14 protein-coding genes and 1 other RNA gene are annotated in these 17,354 nt (G+C 62.3%); 7 read left to right on the forward strand and 8 right to left on the reverse strand.

Going from position 1 to position 17,354, the window contains the following annotated elements:
* The first annotated feature begins 209 nt into the window (after positions 1–209).
* The 3 genes from NVS32_RS02620 to NVS32_RS02630 all read left to right on the forward strand — a co-directional run bounded on the left by NVS32_RS02620 (position 210) and on the right by NVS32_RS02630 (position 2,552).
* Positions 210–956: a methionine ABC transporter ATP-binding protein gene (locus NVS32_RS02620; protein ID WP_258498530.1), complete on the forward strand. Its 747-nt coding sequence runs from the start codon at positions 210–212 to the stop codon at positions 954–956.
* A complete protein-coding gene (locus tag NVS32_RS02625; RefSeq protein ID WP_258498531.1) occupies positions 949–1,620 on the forward strand; it encodes a methionine ABC transporter permease in 672 nt (223 codons plus the stop codon). Before NVS32_RS02620 ends, NVS32_RS02625 begins: the two co-directional genes overlap by 8 nt.
* Before the next feature lie 74 nt (positions 1,621–1,694).
* Positions 1,695–2,552 carry a MetQ/NlpA family ABC transporter substrate-binding protein gene (locus NVS32_RS02630; RefSeq protein WP_258498532.1) on the forward strand — a complete coding sequence of 286 codons (858 nt, stop codon included), beginning with the start codon at positions 1,695–1,697 and terminating at the stop codon, positions 2,550–2,552.
* Between the two features lie 81 nt (positions 2,553–2,633).
* Here the strand turns inward: NVS32_RS02630 and NVS32_RS02635 are convergent, their stop codons facing one another.
* The 8 genes from NVS32_RS02635 to NVS32_RS02670 all read right to left on the reverse strand — a co-directional run bounded on the left by NVS32_RS02635 (position 2,634) and on the right by NVS32_RS02670 (position 13,081).
* Positions 2,634–5,600 carry a glycoside hydrolase family 3 C-terminal domain-containing protein gene (locus NVS32_RS02635; protein WP_258498533.1) on the reverse strand — a complete coding sequence of 989 codons (2,967 nt, stop codon included), beginning with the start codon at positions 5,598–5,600 and terminating at the stop codon, positions 2,634–2,636.
* A gap of 190 nt (positions 5,601–5,790) precedes the next feature.
* Positions 5,791–7,110 carry a CapA family protein gene (locus tag NVS32_RS02640; protein WP_258498534.1) on the reverse strand — a complete coding sequence of 440 codons (1,320 nt, stop codon included), beginning with the start codon at positions 7,108–7,110 and terminating at the stop codon, positions 5,791–5,793.
* 1,061 nt (positions 7,111–8,171) lie between these two features.
* Positions 8,172–8,831, reverse strand: coding sequence for a DedA family protein (locus NVS32_RS02645; protein ID WP_258498535.1), 660 nt, complete (start codon positions 8,829–8,831; stop codon positions 8,172–8,174).
* A gap of 96 nt (positions 8,832–8,927) precedes the next feature.
* An RNA gene (gene ffs / locus NVS32_RS02650) (signal recognition particle sRNA small type) lies at positions 8,928–9,023 on the reverse strand.
* Between the two features lie 200 nt (positions 9,024–9,223).
* A complete protein-coding gene (locus tag NVS32_RS02655) occupies positions 9,224–9,565 on the reverse strand; it encodes a PTS lactose/cellobiose transporter subunit IIA (protein WP_118078261.1) in 342 nt (113 codons plus the stop codon).
* Between the two features lie 76 nt (positions 9,566–9,641).
* Positions 9,642–9,944 (reverse strand): PTS sugar transporter subunit IIB, encoded by a 303-nt coding sequence (locus NVS32_RS02660; RefSeq protein WP_118078262.1) that lies wholly within the window; start codon positions 9,942–9,944, stop codon positions 9,642–9,644.
* A 229-nt stretch (positions 9,945–10,173) separates the two neighbouring features.
* Complete coding sequence (locus NVS32_RS02665; RefSeq protein WP_118078263.1) at positions 10,174–11,637, reverse strand: PTS sugar transporter subunit IIC; 1,464 nt, start codon at positions 11,635–11,637, stop codon at positions 10,174–10,176.
* Positions 11,638–11,674: 37 nt separating this feature from the next.
* Entirely contained in the window at positions 11,675–13,081 is a 1,407-nt protein-coding gene (locus tag NVS32_RS02670) for a glycoside hydrolase family 1 protein (RefSeq protein WP_258498536.1), read from the reverse strand.
* Positions 13,082–13,310: 229 nt separating this feature from the next.
* Here NVS32_RS02670 and NVS32_RS02675 point away from each other — a divergent pair, with 229 nt between their 5' ends.
* From NVS32_RS02675 to NVS32_RS02690, 4 genes are all read left to right on the forward strand, one after another.
* Complete coding sequence (locus tag NVS32_RS02675) at positions 13,311–14,030, forward strand: GntR family transcriptional regulator (protein ID WP_118078273.1); 720 nt, start codon at positions 13,311–13,313, stop codon at positions 14,028–14,030.
* A 372-nt stretch (positions 14,031–14,402) separates the two neighbouring features.
* Complete coding sequence (locus tag NVS32_RS02680) at positions 14,403–14,996, forward strand: hypothetical protein (protein WP_258498537.1); 594 nt, start codon at positions 14,403–14,405, stop codon at positions 14,994–14,996.
* 109 nt (positions 14,997–15,105) lie between these two features.
* Positions 15,106–16,509 (forward strand): AmmeMemoRadiSam system protein A, encoded by a 1,404-nt coding sequence (amrA, locus tag NVS32_RS02685; protein ID WP_258498538.1) that lies wholly within the window; start codon positions 15,106–15,108, stop codon positions 16,507–16,509.
* Entirely contained in the window at positions 16,506–17,351 is an 846-nt protein-coding gene (locus NVS32_RS02690; protein ID WP_258498539.1) for a radical SAM protein, read from the forward strand. Before amrA ends, NVS32_RS02690 begins: the two co-directional genes overlap by 4 nt.
* Positions 17,352–17,354: the final 3 nt, after the last annotated feature.

Raw genomic sequence — 17,354 nt, forward strand, 5'->3', positions numbered from 1 at the left:
AGTGTTGGACCATGAACACGACGAGCAGCACATACACCTTTGCGCTCATGCGCCAGCAGATGCCCAAGCCCGGGCATCCTCGTCGCTAGCAACCTGCCGCATCACCCGGCGCGGGCCGCCAGCGCGAAGGGACCGGGCGTCTTACCAGCACGGCTTTTGCACAGGGTCGTGCACTTTACCAGCAGGCAGCATCGAGCGGAGCGCACGTTTTGATTTCTCTGGAACATCTTTGCAAGACCTTCGAGGGAGGCAGCAGCGTCCACGCCCTCAACGACGTGTCCCTCACCATCCCCACCGGCGACGTATTTGGCATCATTGGTATCTCCGGTGCCGGTAAGTCCACGCTGGTCCGCTGCCTCAACCTCCTCGAGCAGCCCACTTCCGGGCGCGTGGTGGTTGACGGCGTGGACGTAACCAACCTCAAAGGTGCCGCACTCCGCGAGTACCGCCGCCACGTGGCCATGATCTTCCAGGGCTTTGGTCTTCTCGCACAGAAGACCGCCCTGGAGAACGTCTGCTTCCCCTACCTTGCTAGCACGGGCAAGGTCACGGCAGAGAACCGCGAGGAGGCCCTGGGCTACCTGGACCGCGTTGGCCTCGCAGACCGCGCCAGCTCCTATCCGGCGCAGCTCTCGGGTGGCCAGAGACAGCGTGTGTCCATCGCCCGCGCGCTGGCATGCCATCCGGACTACATCCTCTGCGACGAGGCCACTTCGGCCCTCGACCCCGCAAGCACGGCATCGGTCCTGCGCCTCCTGCGCACGATCAACGTCGAGACGGGCGTCACGATCATCGTGATCACCCACTCCATGCAGGTTGTCGAGGACATCTGCAAGGACGTTGCCGTGCTTGTCTCTGGCAACGTGGTCGAGCAAGGCAGCGTCGCCGAGGTCTTCGCAAACCCGCAGCACGAAGTGACCCGTCAGCTTCTGGGAAAGGAGAGCTGGGATGAGTAGCCTCGCATCCTTCTTCACCCAGTACGGCTCGCTTCTTGGCGAGGGGCTTGCCGACACGCTAGTCATGCTCTTTGTGTCCACGGCCTTCTCGTACGTCATAGGCATCTTCCTGGGCGTTGTTCTCTGCGTCACCGCACCGCGCGGGCTTCACCCCATGCGCACCCTGAATGCCGTGCTCGGCTGGGTGGTGAACATTGGGCGCTCCATCCCGTTCATCATCCTTCTGGTCTCGATGTTCCCGGTCACGCGCGCCCTGGTTGGCACCACCACCGGCGTGCAGGGCGTGATTCCTCCCCTGGTGCTCTCCACCACGCCGTTTGTGGCGCGCATGGTCGAGCAGTCCCTGGCCGAGGTCCCGCGCGACGCAATCGAGGCAGCCGAGGCCTGCGGGGCGTCCATCCCGCGCATCGTGGTCTCCGCCCTGCTTCCCGAGGCCCTGCCCTCCATTGTCCGCGGCATCTCGATCACGCTGATCGCGGTCCTGGGCTACACGGCCATCGCAGGCGCAGTTGGCGCGGGCGGCCTGGGCGACATCGCCATCCGCTACGGCTACTACCGCTACCAGGACGAGGTCATGATCGCCACTCTCGTGCTCATCATCATCCTGGTGCAGGTGATCCAGAGCACCTGCGACGCCATCGCAAAGAAGATCGACCACCGCTAGCAGGAACGCGTTGCGCTTCTCGGCAGCGCTCCTACCACCACTCTCATCATTTTTCCAACAGAAAGGAACCCGTCATGCTCACCAGAAGGAACTTCATTGGCACCGGCCTCGCCGCACTTGCCGCAACCACCCTCGCTGCCTGCGGGAACTCCGGCTCCAGCTCGTCTTCCAGCAGCTCTGCCGCCAGCGACTCGGCGCAGAGCCAGACGCTCACGGTTGCCGCGTCCCCCTCACCCCACGCAGAGATCCTCAACAACTTTGCCGCGCCCAAGCTCAAGGAGCAGGGCATCGACCTCCAGACCAAGGAGTACACCGACTACATCATCCCCAACCAGGTGACCAGCTCGGGCGAGGTCGATGCCAACTACTTCCAGCACATCAACTACCTCAACAACTACAACGACGAGAACGGCGCAGACCTGGTGGGTGTGGCCGCCATCCACTACGAGCCGTTTGGCATCTACGCTGGCAAGTCCTCTGACCTCGCCAACATCGCAGACGGCGCGCAGATTGCCGTTCCCAACGACCCCACCAACGAGGGCCGCGCGCTCCTTCTCCTCCAACAGGAGAACCTCATCACGCTCAAGGACCCCGACAACCTTGAGGCCACTTCGGTCGACATTGCCGAGAACCCCCACAACCTGCAGTTTGTTGAGGTCGAGGCAGCTGCAGTGCCGCGCCAGCTCCAAGATGTTGACTTTGCCGTCATCAACGGCAACTACGCCATCGAGGCGGGCTTCCACGTGAAGGACGCCGTGGCCGTGGAGTCCAAGGACGGCAAGGCCGTAGAGCAGTACGCCAACTACATCGTGACCACGCCGGACAAGAAGGACGACGACCGTATTGCCGCGCTGGTCAGTGTCCTCACAAGCGATGACTTCAAGCAGTACCTCTCCGACACGTACGGCCAAGACGTCCTCCCCGCGTTCTAAGGCGAGAAGGCACTTCACACAACGGCGGCCCGCCCCCACCCGGGGACGGGCCGCTTGCTTTATGCGAGTAGAACTGCCTTGCTACTTCTCGTCAGACGCCTTCTTGTCGCCCTTCTTGACCTCGGGGACATCGACAGCCTCTCCGTCCTTGCCCTCGGCGCCCATGAGCTTGTGGTTCTTCACGGCCTTGTAGCCGAAGAACGCCGCCAGGGCGACGAGCACCGCCGAGCCGCCCCACACGCCGTACTGCCACGGGGCAACACCGTAGGTAATCTTGGAGCCCGGCACCATCTCGTTCATCGCGTTGGAGTTGGCAACGGTGTAGAGCACGCGGTGCATGGACTCGCGCATCTCAGAGACAACGGTCGCCGTGTTGGTGCCCTGGTACTCGCCGGTCATTGCCGAGTAGGTGAGCTGAAGGTCGGTGCCGGCATAGATGGCCTGGTTCTTGTTCATGTAGTCATAGAGCTCGAAGTCCGTGATGACCATGCCCTTGAAGCCCCACTCGTCGCGCAGGACGCCGGTGCACAGGCTCTTGCGGCCACCGGCCCACTCGGCGCCAACGTAGTTGAACGAGCTCATCACACCGGTGCAGCCGGGCATGGTCTTGGTCGAGACTGTGCCCTTGTCGTCCGAGATGTACTTCATCTCGTACGTGGCCTCCTTGACGGTGGTCTCGAACGGACGCAGGTAGATCTCGCGCGCAACCTGCTCGGTGGCCCAGGTGCAGACGTGCTGCACGCGGTAGGACTCCTGGTCGTTCATCGCGAAGTGCTTGATCATGGCATAGCAGCCGTTCTCGGCGGCACCGCTCACCACTGCCGCGCCAATCTTGCCGGCAAGCAGCGGGTCCTCGGAGTAGTACTCGAAGTTGCGGCCGGCGAAGGGCGAGCGGTGCGTGTTCATGGCCGGCGCGTACCAACCGTTGTACGCAGAGGCCAGGGCCTCCTGGCCAACCATCTGGCCCATGCGGTGCATGAGCTCCACGTTCCAGGTCTGCGCCATAACGACCTCGGAGCAGTAGGAGCAGTTGCCGGTGGGACCGGTGAGCGAGGTGAAGCCGGCAGGGCCGTCGGGCTCTACCGTTGCGGGCTTGCCCACGGACTCGACCTCGGGGGTGTTGTAGGCATCGTCGTTCAGGCAGGCGGCCATCTCCTCAACGGAGAGCTGGTCGAGAATGTCATTCCACGCCTCGGAGTCAAAGTCCTGGCCGCGCATGTCAATGAGCTGCAGGCCGTTGTCCGCCCCGGTGGTTGGCATCGTGGCGTTGGGGTCCTCGTGGTCCTCGAGCTTCCACTCCACAAGCTCCACGCCGCAGTCCGCCGCGCTCTTGTCGGCGGCCTCCTCGGGGAAGGTCCCCTTGAAGTCCTTGCGGGACATGGTCTTGACGTTCTTCTCCATGTACTCCGTCATGTCGTCGAACTTGTTGGTGATCTGCGCCTCGGTGGCGGAGTCGGTCGTGTACTTCTTGGCCGAGAGGGACACGGTCTTCTGGTCCACGACGGTGTGCGAGTCGGTGCGGAGGCTGATGACGTAGTCGCCCGCGTCGAGCACGTACGCCTGCTCGTCGGAGCTGTAGGAGGCCATGTCGCGCACGGGGAACTCGATGATGACCTGCTGGCTCGCACCAGGGTCAAGCGCATCGGTCTTGGCAAAGCCGCCCAGCACGACGGCTGCCTTCTCGAGCCCACCTGCGATATAGGGGGCCGAGTAGTACACCTCTACGACGTCCTTGCCGGCAACGGAACCCGTGTTGGAAACCGTGACCTCAACCTTGACCTTCTCGTCGTCCGCATTCACGGAGTCGAGCGTCTGGGAGAACGTGGTGTACGAGAGACCATAGCCAAACGGGAACACAACGGCCTTGTCGTAGTCGAAACCGTCGTAGTTGCCTGCCTCGGCTTCGACGGCTGCGGTCTCGTAGTAGCGATAGCCATAGTAGAGGCCCTCCGCGTACTCCACGAAGTAGGCGGTGCCGTCGGAAGCGGTGCTGTTGGCGTTCTTGGCGTAGTAGTTCTCGATGTCGGTGTAGCGCTTGCCGCCAAAGTTCTTGAACGTGGGATCTGCCGTAAAGTCTGCAGCCCAGATGTCCGTGGTCTTACCCGAGGGGTTCACGGTACCGGCAAGCACCTGGCCAAGCGCAGCCGCGCCGGTGGCGCCAATGGAGCCCACCTCGAGAATCGCGTCGACCTCATAGTCGCCGGAGACCAGGGGACCAAGCTCCATCGAGGTAGAGAGGTTGAGCACCGCAATGACCTTGGTGCAGGCCGCCTTTGCAGCCGCAATGACGCTCTTCTCCTCGGCGGTGAGCTCGAGCTCGTGCTGGCCGTCCTCGTAGTTGGCCGTCTCGCTGTTGGCCGTGAAGTTCTCGGAGACGCCGGACTCCACGTCTGCCTTGAGGTTGCGGGAGAGGTCGCCGCCCTCGCCGCCGCCACGGCCAATGAAGACCAGGCCAACGGTGCCGTTAATGGAAGACTGGGCGTCGGAGCTGTAGTCGGACCAGGGAATCTCGCCAATGTAGTAGGAGGCCGTGGCCGGGTTGTCCATGGTGATGGCAGCCTTGGCGTAGTTGGAGTAGTTGTCGTTAATCCAGTCGTAGGCGGTGTCATTGATGGTGAAGCCCGCCTGGCTGATGCCCTGGTAGAAGTTGATGCAGGAGTTGGCGTCAACGGTACCGGAGCCAGCGCCGCCATAGACCGGGTCGGCTGCGTAGCGACCGAGCATACTCACGGTCTCGGACGTGGAGAGCGGCAGCGCGGCGTTGTCGTTCTTCATGAGGACGATGCCCTCGGCCTCGATCTCGGTGACCAGCTCGTTGGCAGCCTCGGTTGCCTGGTTGCGGCCGCGGTAGTCCGAAGTGTAGTACTCCGCATCCCAGCCCTCGGAGCCCTCGACCTTCTCGACCGTCGCAGGACGTCCGCCCACGTAGTGGTCGAGAAGCGAGCTGAACTTGTTCGCCGCGACGTTTGCGGCGGCAGTGACGCCCAGCAGGCCAACCGACGCGATGGTCGAGCCGATGAACTTCCTTCTCGTTGTGCTCTTAGCCATTCCCACTCCCCTTACGTTCCCTCCGGCCCCGAGGGCCGCTTGTTCGACGATAAGGGTAGGCAGCGGGCGTACGCGGCACCAAAGAGGGGCGCATCCGGTCAATTATTCGTCGCAAATTGCAGCTGCTGACCAGCAGCGGTGGAAGGCAGCGGCAATGCCAGCAGCGCCGGCGTTGGCGTTGTCCATGCCGTCACTGGTCTATCTGGAACTCCGAGCCCATGACCTCGCTGGTGGTGGAGCGAATCCACTCTCCTGGATTGTCGAGGTCGGCCAGCAGCTCGTTTGCAGACGCCATGTCATCGGTGTAGTCACGCGCCAGGTAGACGGTATCCGTATCACCCTCCGCGTGCTCGATGAGCGTGTGCCACACCACGTTCTGGATGCCCACCGCACCGTCTTCGCCACGGACAAAGTCGCAGCTCAGCATGCCCGAGAGAACACAGTCGGGCTTGTGGTAGCCCGAGACAAAGTCCCCCAGCCCATACGCCACGAGCGTGGAGCCAGAGCCATCCGAAGGCTGGACCCACGCCATGGGCTGAATCACGTGCGCATGGCTGCACAAGACCAGCCCCGCGCCCGCATCCGCGCATGCCTGCGCGGCTTCTACCTGCTGTTCGTTTGGCGTGTTGGTGTACTCGGTCCCCATGTGGAGATAGACAATCACAAAGTCTGCCTTCTCCTTGGCGCGGGCCATGTCTTCCCTCATGGCTTCTTCGTCCCAGGGGACGGCGTAGTAGTCGTTTGGCAGCTGACTCTGCGTGTAGCCGTTCTGGCCGTAACTGTACGAGAGAAACGCCAGCGTGATGCCGTTTTTCTCGACCGTCCGCACGTTCTGGCGGTCCTGCTCGCTGGCATAGGAGCCAATGACCGTAATGTTGGGGTAGCCCGCCCAGACCTTCTGGGCGTTGAGGATTGAGTCCGTCCAGGTGTCGTAGATGTGGTTTGAGTTGGTATTCACCACGTCAAAGCCCGCGCCGGACACCGCCTGAGCCATGGAGTCCGGCGTATTGTAACTGGGATAACCCGCGTAGCCGTGCCCCTGGTAGACGCCAAGGGTTGTCTCCTGGTTCACGAAGGCAACGTCATAGCCGGAGATGGCATTGCGAACGTTGTCGTAGAGCGGACCAAAGTCATAGATGAGGTCGCCCGTGGTGCCCGACCACGAGTCTGCGTAGGTGAGGGTGCTCTCGTTGGCAAGGTTGTCGCCAACGGCACAAAAGCTCACGCTGTCCGCGGGCTGCGTGGAGGTCCGGTCATCCGCAGCCTGTTGGGCACCGGCTTCCATCTGGCCCGACGCGTTGTCCGTGGCGCAGCCCCGCGCAACGAGGACGAGAACAACCACCATAACGGCTGCCAGGACAAGTGCGAGCGGGGCTATGGGCTGCAGCCTGCCGCGGCGCGCGACCTGACGGGCGCGCGGGGCGTCGCTGTGCGATGTAGCAGCGCGTGCATGCGGCTGGCGTGACCGCGGGTCCTTGTAGCCTTGGTGGTCGAGGTGGTCGGGACTCATGGGCTCCCTCTGTAATGCCTGTGGCTGCAGCTGTCACACCGTAATGTAGCGCTTCTTCAGACGTCCGGCGGACGGGCGCGCTCTTGAGCAAGATAAGAATAGTGGGGCCCGGATGCGCGGTCGGGCCCCACGTGCTCTGGTGCGTCCGGGCCGTAAACGGGAGGGAGAGCCCCGGACGTTGGTGCAAGACGGCATAGGGAGGTTGTCGTCTGAACATACGGTACGGCGCCGCGCGCGCCACATCCCCCATTTGGCGCGAATGGTTGTCTGACTGTCACCATTGGCGCATGACGTGGTTCTGCCCACCAACTCCTCATCGACGCCCGCTCCTCATCGGCGCCCGCCGCTGGTACCGCGGAGAAGAAATTCGACAGATAACGTCGTTCTCAATGGCGAAAATGTCGAATTTCTTCTCGTTTGCATCTGCGCCGCCCGCGCAAGCCCCATGAGCCACAAAAATGGGGGCCCAGCTACAGCGCCAGGCCCCTCGCGGGATGCATCCGGAGGGAATGGGAGAAGAGCCGGATGCCGCGGCGGCGCCTAAATGATGTGGGAGAGGTGCCGCTACGGCTTGAGAATAGGACTCGGAGATTAAGGTCTTGTTCTTTCGTCATAAGATGCGTTTCAAAAGGCACAAACAGCATGTTGCGTTCCCCGACCGGCAGTGAAGCCGTTTGCGGGTCTATCGATCAACGAGTTCGGTGTCGCAATAAACAAATCTGTACAATTTGGCAGCGCACCGAAAAACTCAACTGGGATTTTCAGGAACTTGAATGCAAAATTGTACACACTATTGCGCTATGCGAAAAGGCATCGGCGACAATCCCCCGTTTCCCGGCGCTTCGCGGCAAATGCCGCCGATTCTCACCGTTTAGGAAAATTCCGAACGTTTAGACCCGCCTAAACGTTCTGAGAGCGCGGCAATAAGCAAATGCCGCGAGATTTCGCCAGTTAGACCACCTTAAACGTTCGGGAAACGAGGCAATGAGGGCTGCGACGCAAGCTGGCAACAGCGGCGACAACCCGGCCCTGTGGCGGCGACCAGCGCTCCCGACCGCACGCTACTCGGCGTCGGCGGCCTTCTTGGCGTGCAGCCGCGCGCGAATCGCCCCGGCAACGGCCGGAATCACGGACACCAGGATGATGCCCACGACCACCAGCTCGAAGTGCTCCTGCACCGCAGGAATCCCGCCGAAGAAGTACCCCAGCAGCGTGAACAGCGTGGACCACGTAACGCCGCCCAGCACGTTGAACACCACGAAGTTGCGCCAGTGCATGCCGCCCATGCCGGCGATAAACGGCACGAACGTGCGGATGAACGGAAAGAAGCGCCCCAGGAAGATGGCCAGGTGGCCCCACTTGTCCAGGAACTTCTCGCTCTTCTCCATGCGCTCTGGGGTCATGGCCTTGACCTTACCCGAAGCCACAATCCGCGTCCCAAAGAAGTGCCCAATCATGAAGTTGCACTGGTCTCCCAGGATGGCAGCGACCCAAGCCACGCCGAGAAGCGCAAAGATGTTGAACCCACCGCCCTGCGCAAAGAACCCGGACGCAAACAGCAGCGAGTCACCCGGTAGGAACGGGAAGAACACGACACCCGTCTCGACAAAGATGATGAGAAAGACAAAGCCGTACGCGGTAACCGGCCCAGCCGCGATCCAGCCGGCGATGGCCGCACGCGGATCGCGCAGCAGGTTGGCGATAAAGTCGACAAATCCCATGAAGGCTCCCAGTTCAGGCGAGAATGCCATCCAGCAAGCGGGCTACAAAAAAGCCCCAGCGGCCGTGGCTGCCACGACCCATGGGGCATGACAGCGCGCTCGATGGGAACGGGTGCCCGCCAGAGGCCCCTTATGGCTGCTGCCTCCCGGCCCTGACCAGGTTCGAGGTGTTGCGTCACCCGCACCCATCCAACGCGCTGGAGAACACTGTACCAAAGAAGGCGCCGCGTCACTCTCGCGCCACGAAAACGCGACAAAGAACGGCAGGGCGAGAAGACCGCAGGCACCGTCCAGCTCGATCCGCGGCACAGAAATCGCCCGCCAGTGAGGGGACTGACGGGCGCAAAGAGGGAGGGGCAATGTAACCGAAGCTCTCCCGGGTAGGCCTTGGGTTAGTTCTTGGCGTTAATCTTCTCGTACACGTCGATGAAGTCCTCGGCGATGATGCGGAACGACTCGGCCTGCATGAGCTGGTCCTCCGCGTGCACAAGGATGAGCGAGAAGGTCACGTTCTTGTTGTCGATGGCGGACTGCTGGAGAAGCGACAGGTGCGCGGTGTGCCCCTCGTTGAAATCCTTGTTGCCACTCTCGATAAGGGCCTTGGCGCCTGCGATATCGCCCTCCTTCGCCTTCTGGATAGCCTCGATGTACTGCGACTTTGCCGAACCCACGGTGGCGATGATCTGGAATGCCGTCTCCTGGTTTGCCTCGAGGGTGTCTTCTTCGGTGGCCATGCCGTCCCCTTCCGCGCTTCCGCGCCTGTTTATGACAAGTGATGCCGTGCCGTGCACTGCGCCTAGGCGCCAGGTCCTACTCGCCCATCAGCTTCATGGCGTCGTCGAGGATCTTCTTGGCGTTCATGCGACCGTAGTCGACCATCGCGATGACGGCGACGGGCTTGTCGCCCGCGGCCTCGACGGCCTCCTTCTTGGCATAAGCAATCTGGGGACCAAGGAGCAGGCAGTCCGCCTGGTCAATCATCTCGAGCGCCTTGTTCAGCGGGTTTGCCTTGATCTGGACGTCCAGCCCCTGGGCCTGGGCCTCCTTCTGCATCTTCTGGACGAGGAGGCTGGTGGACATACCGGCATTGCAAGCGAGCAGAATGGTCTTCATGGTGAAACTCCCACTTCTTTGGCCTCGCCGCCCTCGCGACGGGACAACTTCCCTTTCCCTCTCTTGGCGCGCCTTCCCCAGGGGGCAGCGCTTGGTGCGCCTCGCCTGCCGCAGCGGTCTGGCACGCGGGTGCGCCTCGCCTGCAGGGGTTTGGCGCCCTACCGGCCGGCGCAAGCCGTGGCACGACCTCGCGCCGGCCGGGAACAACTCGATAGAACGTAGCCCTTCGCTAGGCCTCCGCGTTGGCGAGCTCGGCCTGCTTGGCCTGAGCGCGCTCGGAAACCTTCATGAAAGGCAGGTAGATGAGCATGCCAAGCGCAAACTCGATGACCTGCCAGATCACTGCGACCACACCGGCGGTGCCGCCGCCTACGGCCAGGAAGCCAGAGATGAAGACCGGGGTGGTCCAGGGAACCATGACCACGCAGGGAGCCAGGATGCCGGCGCAGGTGAGGCCGTAGGTCAGGCCAATGAACAGGTCGGGGATGAGCACGAACGGAATGATCAGGGGCAGGTTGTACACGATGGGGTAGCCGTAGATGACGGGCTCGTTGATGTTGAAGATGCCGGGGAGCAGGGCCAGCTTGGCGATGTCCTTCGAGGCCTTGTTCTTGGAGAACAGGAACGTGTCGGCGAGGAGCATGAGCGTGCAGCCAGAGCCACCGATAAGGGCGAAGGTGTTGATAATCTGCATGTTCATGTAGTGGTCCGCGGGGATGGGCTCGCCAGCGGCGAACATGGCCATGTTCTCGGTGATGAGGATGGTGAGGATGGGCTCAGCAAGCACGCCAGAGATCGTGGACTGGTGAATGCCCAGGCAGAAGAGCAGGTTGGCCAGCGTGTAGACCAGGATGACAAACCAGGGGCCTGCGTTCACGAAGCCCTTGAGCGGGGCGGCGATGCAGGTGTTAATCAGCGTCATGAGGTCGGTCGCCCAAATACCGTGGAGCAGAGCGGCGACAAGGCCAAAGATCGCGAGCGTGATGAGCATGGGGATCATGGTGTTGAAGGAGTCTGCAACCGCAGGCGGGATCCCCTCGCCCAGGTTCACGCGGAGCTTCTCGTTCTGGGAGAACTTGATGAACACGGTGGTGGCGACAAGGCCAATGATGATGGCGCCAAACAGGCCGTTGGTGCCGGTGTAGGTCTTGGTGAACACGTTTGAGACGCTGTTGGAGCCAACGGAAGAAATCTCGTAGCCATCGGGGATGGCAAGGCCAGACTCGACCTCCTCGCGCGTCACGGTGTAGGGCTCCGCGTCCTTGTCCGTAGTGCTCTTGTAGGTGAGCTCGGTGAAGTCCTGGATGGACGCCGCAGCGCTGTTCACGCTCTGGGGCATCATGATGCACAGGGCCGCGATGCCAATGACCACGCAAGCAATAGCGTTCTCAAAGCGCTTGTTCTTGGCGAGGCAGTACCCGATGATGCCCGCGAGCACGATCGTTGCCACGTTGAGCGTGCCCTGGGTGACCGCGTTGCCCCAGTACTGCGCATTGGCCAGCGCGTCTCCTGTAAGGAACAGCGGGAACACAACGTTGTTGATAAGAACCGCGATGCCCGCCAGGATGTAGATGGGCATGACGGTCGCGAATGCGTCGCGCAGGCTCCTCAGGTGAACCTGGTTGCCTACCTTTGCAGATACCTCCGCAAAGCTGTCGAGAAATGACTTTTTCTCGGCGGTGTCCTCGGCCATGTTCTCTCCCCTTTCCAATCTTGCTACCAGATATAAGCTAGTCGACCACGTGGGTCGTAGCTACCTGCTTGAGCCAGGCGGCAGACTTCTTGGGTCGCCTGTTGTACCCGTCCTCGAGGTCAACCTCAACAAAGCCGTAGCGGTTCTTGAAGGCGTTGGCCCAGGACCAGTTGTCGATGACGGCCCAGTAGTGGTAACCGCGGCACTTGGCGCCGTCCTGGATTGCGCGGGCAATCCACTCGAGGTGACGGCGGACAAAGTCCACTCGGTAGTCGTCCTGGATGACGCCGTTCTCGTCCTTCTTGAGGTCCTCGCGCTCGATGCCGATGCCGTTCTCGGAGACAAACCACTCAAGCTCGGGGTACTCGTCGCGGGCCTTCATGGCAAAGCCGTAGAGGCCCTTGGGATAGATCTCCCAGCCGCGGCTCTTGTTCATCTCGGCCTCGGGCCAGACGTAGGGGTCGGCAAACCTGGGGATGCCGTTCTCGTCCGTGTCCTGGGCGGGAGCCTGGACGCGCTCGGGGTGGTAGTAGTTGCAGCCGAGCCAGTCGACCTTGCCGTCAGCCAGGATGAGCTTGTCCTCTGGGCGCGCAGGCAGCTCGATGCCGCGCGAGGCGAGCGTGTCGATGACGTCCTGGGGCAGCTCGCCCTTGGTCACGAGGTCAAGCCACCAGCGGTTGCACACGCCGTCGGTCATGCGCACGGCCTCGAGGTCTGCTGCGCTGGGGTTCTCGCGCGTGTAGGGCGGCGTGAAGCAGTTGATAAGGCCAATGCGCGAGTCGTCGAGAAGGTATCCCTCCTGCTTTGCCGCGCGGTACTCGCGGACGGCAAGGGAGTGAGCCAGCGAGATGTTGTACTGCACCGCGCGGGCACGGGCATAGTTCCTGATGAACGGGTACCACACACCGTTGGTGTAGCGCTGGTCGGGCTCGACGATGGGCTCGTTGAACGTGAACCAGTAGCGAATCTCCTTGCCAAAGGCGCGGAATGCCTTGCCCGCGTAGTGTGCGTACGCCTCAACAACCTCGCGGTTCTCCCAGCCGCCGCGCTTGAAGAGGTACGTGGGCATGTCAAAGTGGTAGAGGTTCACGAACATCTCGATGCCCACCTCGCGGGCGTCGGCGAAGAGCTCGTGGTAGTACTTCTCGCCCTCTGGGTTGATGTTGCCATCTGCGTCGAGGAGTCGGCTCCACTGGATGGACGTGCGCACCGAGGTGAGCCCCAAAGACTTGAGGAGCACCAGGTCATCGTGGCGACGGTTGGTGAAGTCGTTTCCTGCGTAGGAGCCAACGCGGTTGTGGAAGTCCTCGATCCGGAGGTTGGACCAGGTGTCCCACAGGTTCTCAATCTTGCCGCCGTCGCGCCAGTGACCTTCGGTCTGCGGGCCAGACATCGCAGCGCCAAAGAAGAAGTCGTCGGGCAGCTTGTAGGTCTGCTGTGCCACCGCTTGCTTACCCCCTTCCCTTCCGGCTAATGCCGGATGTCGAGTGTCATTTGGACATGTGCTTGTCTCTAACTTCACATGTTAGATTATATTTGCATGGCTGCTTTGTCTAGATTGAGAGCAGGTTTACTTTTAGCGGTAGATATTTAGCGGTGGACGGTTGTCCCAGCTGCCAGAGGTAGGTACTCGGTTTACAGTTGACATGTCTATTACCGAGAGGGGCGAGAACGTGCTCAAGTATCAAATCGTCATTGATGACCTGCGCCTTGCAATAAAGAACGGGACGTATCCGGCCTACTCCCAGCTTCCCTCGGTAAGCAAGCTGTGCGAGCAGTACGAGGTAAGCAAGATCACCATCAACAAGGCGCTGGGCGAGCTAGAGGCACAGGGTCTTATCTCACGCAGACGTGGGTCTGGCTCGTTCGTGAAGAAGGTCGAGACTTCCAGCGCGGCTCCGGACGCAAACGATACCTCCGGCCAGATGACGGGCTTCCTCGCCGAGCATCAGGCGCGCGGCGAATCCGTGAGGACCGAGGTGTACGACTTCTCCGTCGTTCGCCCGCCACATCATGTGGCCGAGGCTCTTGACGTTGATGACGACTCCTTCACCTACCATGTGTGTCGCGTTAGGCGCGCAAACGACATCCCCCGCGTGATTGAGTACACCTACATGCCCATCGATGTTGTGACGGATCTCAAGCTCAAGAACGTCCAGACATCAATCTACTCGTTTATCGAGAAGGACCTTGGCCTCAAGATTGCCAGCGCGCATCGCGTCATTCGCGCCGTGATGCCCTCGGCCGAGGAGCGCAAGAGGCTCAACGTCCCCGAGGGCGAGCCGCTGCTGGAGGTCGAGCAGGTGGGTTACCTCGATGACGGACGGCCGTTTGAGTACTCCGTCTCGAGGCACGTCCACGACTACGAGTTCCACTCAATATCGACAAAGTAGGAAGCGGAGGGTCGGCGCTGCCGTGAGCCTCTCGCCCCAGATAATGGACGAGGGCCCACGGATTGATCAGATCCGAAGGCCCCCACTTTTGGCAGCTGCCAAGCTGTTTAAAGCTCACGCAGGTCGCAGCGTAAGGCCTATGCCAGTCACGCAGCGCTCCTCTGCTTGCTGTATATCATTCCCCAACGCGCGCGCCTCAACCACTCCGCGGGCGCGAACGGTCCTTTTCATCGGAGAAGCACACCTGGCTGACAATTACCCCACACCCCCCCCACAACCCTTGCTTGCCGCATTCCGCACTCGTCGGCGTCCGCTTTGCGTGCCTCGATGCGCTACCATGCTGCACGTATGCGATGGCAACAAGGAGGACCCATGGCAAAGAAGCCCAGCACAAAGGCTCGCAAGGCAAACGAGGAAGCCGTTCGCCAGTCAAAGCTCGACGAGAAGTACGGCAAGCCGCTCTTCTCGCTCACCTACGAGATGAGCGAGTACGAGCTGGCCCGCGCCGCCAACCTCTACGGCCCCGACCGCATGAAGGACCTCTTCAACGGTGCCGCGATTCTCTCGCTGGCCCTGCTCATCTTTGTGCTTGTAACCATGGGCGACAACATCGTGCTGACCATGGTCCTGCTCGTGGTTGCCGTTGTGACCTCCTCCATCACCACCAGCTGGAGCCGCTTTGCCACCTTCCTCGCACGCAAGAGCACGCTGGGCCTCATGGGCGAGAACAACCAGCATCACATCGTGGTGACCGAGGACAAACTCGTTGAGGAGGGCCCGGACGACCGCGTGGTGGAGTACCCCCTCTCCGAGCTCAAGCACTCTCGTTCGAGCAACGAGGCAACCGTTGTCGACTTTGGCAGCAAGCGCTGTGTCTACATTCCCCGCGCTCCCATGAGTGAGGGCCGCTACCAGGCACTTGTTCGCTTCCTTCTCGACCACGAGCCCAAGAAGGGTAAGCACTAGGCAGGACGCCTCGCGCCTTTGGCGGCGCCGGGCATCCGGATGCCGAAACTAGTGCGCACAGCCCACCACAACGGGTATTGACTCTGGTAGCGACCAAGGAGGTCCTGCCATGAGCATTGTTGCCGCATTCGCCGTTCCGCACCCGCCGCTCATCATTCCGGGAGTGGGCTCCGGCAAGGAGAAGATTTCTGCCACCATCGCCGCATATGACGAGGTGGGGCGTCGCATTGCCGAGCTTGCGCCGGACACGGTAGTCATCTCGAGCCCGCACGCCATCATGTACGCGGACTACATCCACATCTCCCCCGGGCGCGGGGCGCGGGGCGGCTTTTCGATGTTTGGTGCACCCCAGGCCCGCTACGAGGTAACCTATGACCAGGAGTTTGTTCGCGCGCTGGCATGCGCCTGCCAGCAGGAGGGCCTCTCGGCCGGCTGCGAAGGCGAGAGGGACCCAACGCTCGACCACGGCACCATGATTCCGCTTCACTTTATCCAGCGCCACACCAAGGACTTCCAGGTGGTGCGCATGGGCATCTCGGGCCTCTCGCCCAAGGACCACTACCACATGGGCATGCTGGTGCAGCGCGTGGCGCGCGAGCTTGGCCGGCGCGTGGTCTACGTGGCCTCCGGCGACCTCTCGCACAAGCTGCTCGAGAGCGGCCCCTACGGCTTTGCGCCGGAAGGCCCACAGTTTGACGAGAAGGTCACGCAGGCCTTCTCGACCGGCGACCTGCTGCCCCTGCTCACGATGGACCGTGGCTTTGCCGAGCGCGCGGCCGAGTGCGGCCTGCGCAGCTTCCAGATCATGGCCGGCGCGCTCGACCGCACGGCCATCAAGCCCGAGCTTCTCTCCTACGAGGGACCCTTTGGCGTGGGCTATGGCGTGGCGGCGTTCACGCCCGTTGGCAAGGAGGGCGCAGACGAGAGCCGCGCGCTTCTCGAGCAGTACGAGGCCTTCCACAAGGCAGACCTGGCCCGCCGCAAGGCGGCGGAGGACCCGTACGTCTCGCTGGCTCGCCTCTCACTCGAGACCTACGTGCGCGAGCGGCGGCGCATCACGCCGGACGAGAAGCCCGGCCTGCCCGCAGAGCTGCTCTCCACCCGCGCTGGGGCGTTTGTCTCGCTCAAGAAGGACGGCGAGCTGAGGGGATGCATTGGCACCATCGCGCCGGTGCAGGACAGCCTTGCCGAGGAGATATGCGCGAACGCCATCTCGGCCGGACGCCACGACCCGCGCTTTCCGCCGGTCACGGCCAGCGAGCTTGACGAGCTTGTCTACGACGTGGACGTGCTGGGCGCGCCGGAACCCGTGGAGTCCGCAGACCAGCTGGATCCCAAGCGCTACGGCGTCATCGTAAGCACCGCGGATGGCCGGCGCGGGCTTCTCCTGCCAGATCTTGATGGCGTGGACACGGTCTCCGAGCAGCTGCGCATTGCCGCCGGCAAGGGTCACATTGACCTTAGGCGCGACGACTGCGCGCTCGAGCGCTTTGAGGTCGTGAGGCACACGTGAGCCGTGGCGCAACATGCGATGTCTGCTGGCGTCACTGCGTGGTTCCGGAAGGCGGCACGGGCTTCTGCCGTGCGCGCACCAGTCAGGACGGGGACGTGGTGGCGGGCAACTACGGCCGGCTCACCTCGGTGGCGATCGACCCTGTTGAGAAGAAGCCACTGGCAGAGTGGCATCCTAGAGCGCGTGTGCTCTCGGTGGGGAGCTACGGGTGTAACATGCGCTGCCCCTTCTGCCAGAACTTCGAGATATCTCAGGAGGGCGAGAAGGGCGTTCCCTGGCGCGAGGTTTTGCCTCAGGAGCTAGTTGACCTAGCGCTTGAGTGCGCGGAGCGCGACCCAAGCGTCATAGGCATTGCGCACACCTACAACGAGCCCCTGGTGGGCTGGGAGTACGTGCACGACTGCTCGGTGCTGGCGCACAAGGCCGGCCTTGCCAACGTGCTGGTGTCCAACGGCTGTGCCAGCGCCCACGTGATCGACACGCTGGCACCACTTGTGGATGCGGCGAACATCGACCTTAAGTGTTTCTCGGCAGAGGGATACCGCGAGCTAGGTGGCAGCTTTGATGATGTGCGGCACACCATAGAGGCGCTGGGGACGAGCAGCACATGCCATCTTGAGGTGACCACGCTTGTGGTGCCTGGGGTGAGCGACTCCGAGGCCGCCATGCGCCAGGAGGCGGCATGGCTCGTCAGCGTGGACGAGAAGATTGTGCTGCACGTCACGCGCTTCTTCCCACGCTGGCACATGGTCAACGCGCAGCCCACCCCCGTTGCGACCGTGATGCGCCTGGCAGACGTGGCGCGAGAGTACCTCTCGCACGTCCACGTGGGCAACTGCTAGGGC

It is taken from the genome of Tractidigestivibacter montrealensis, from assembly GCF_024741235.1.
Classification (GTDB): domain Bacteria; phylum Actinomycetota; class Coriobacteriia; order Coriobacteriales; family Atopobiaceae; genus Tractidigestivibacter; species Tractidigestivibacter montrealensis.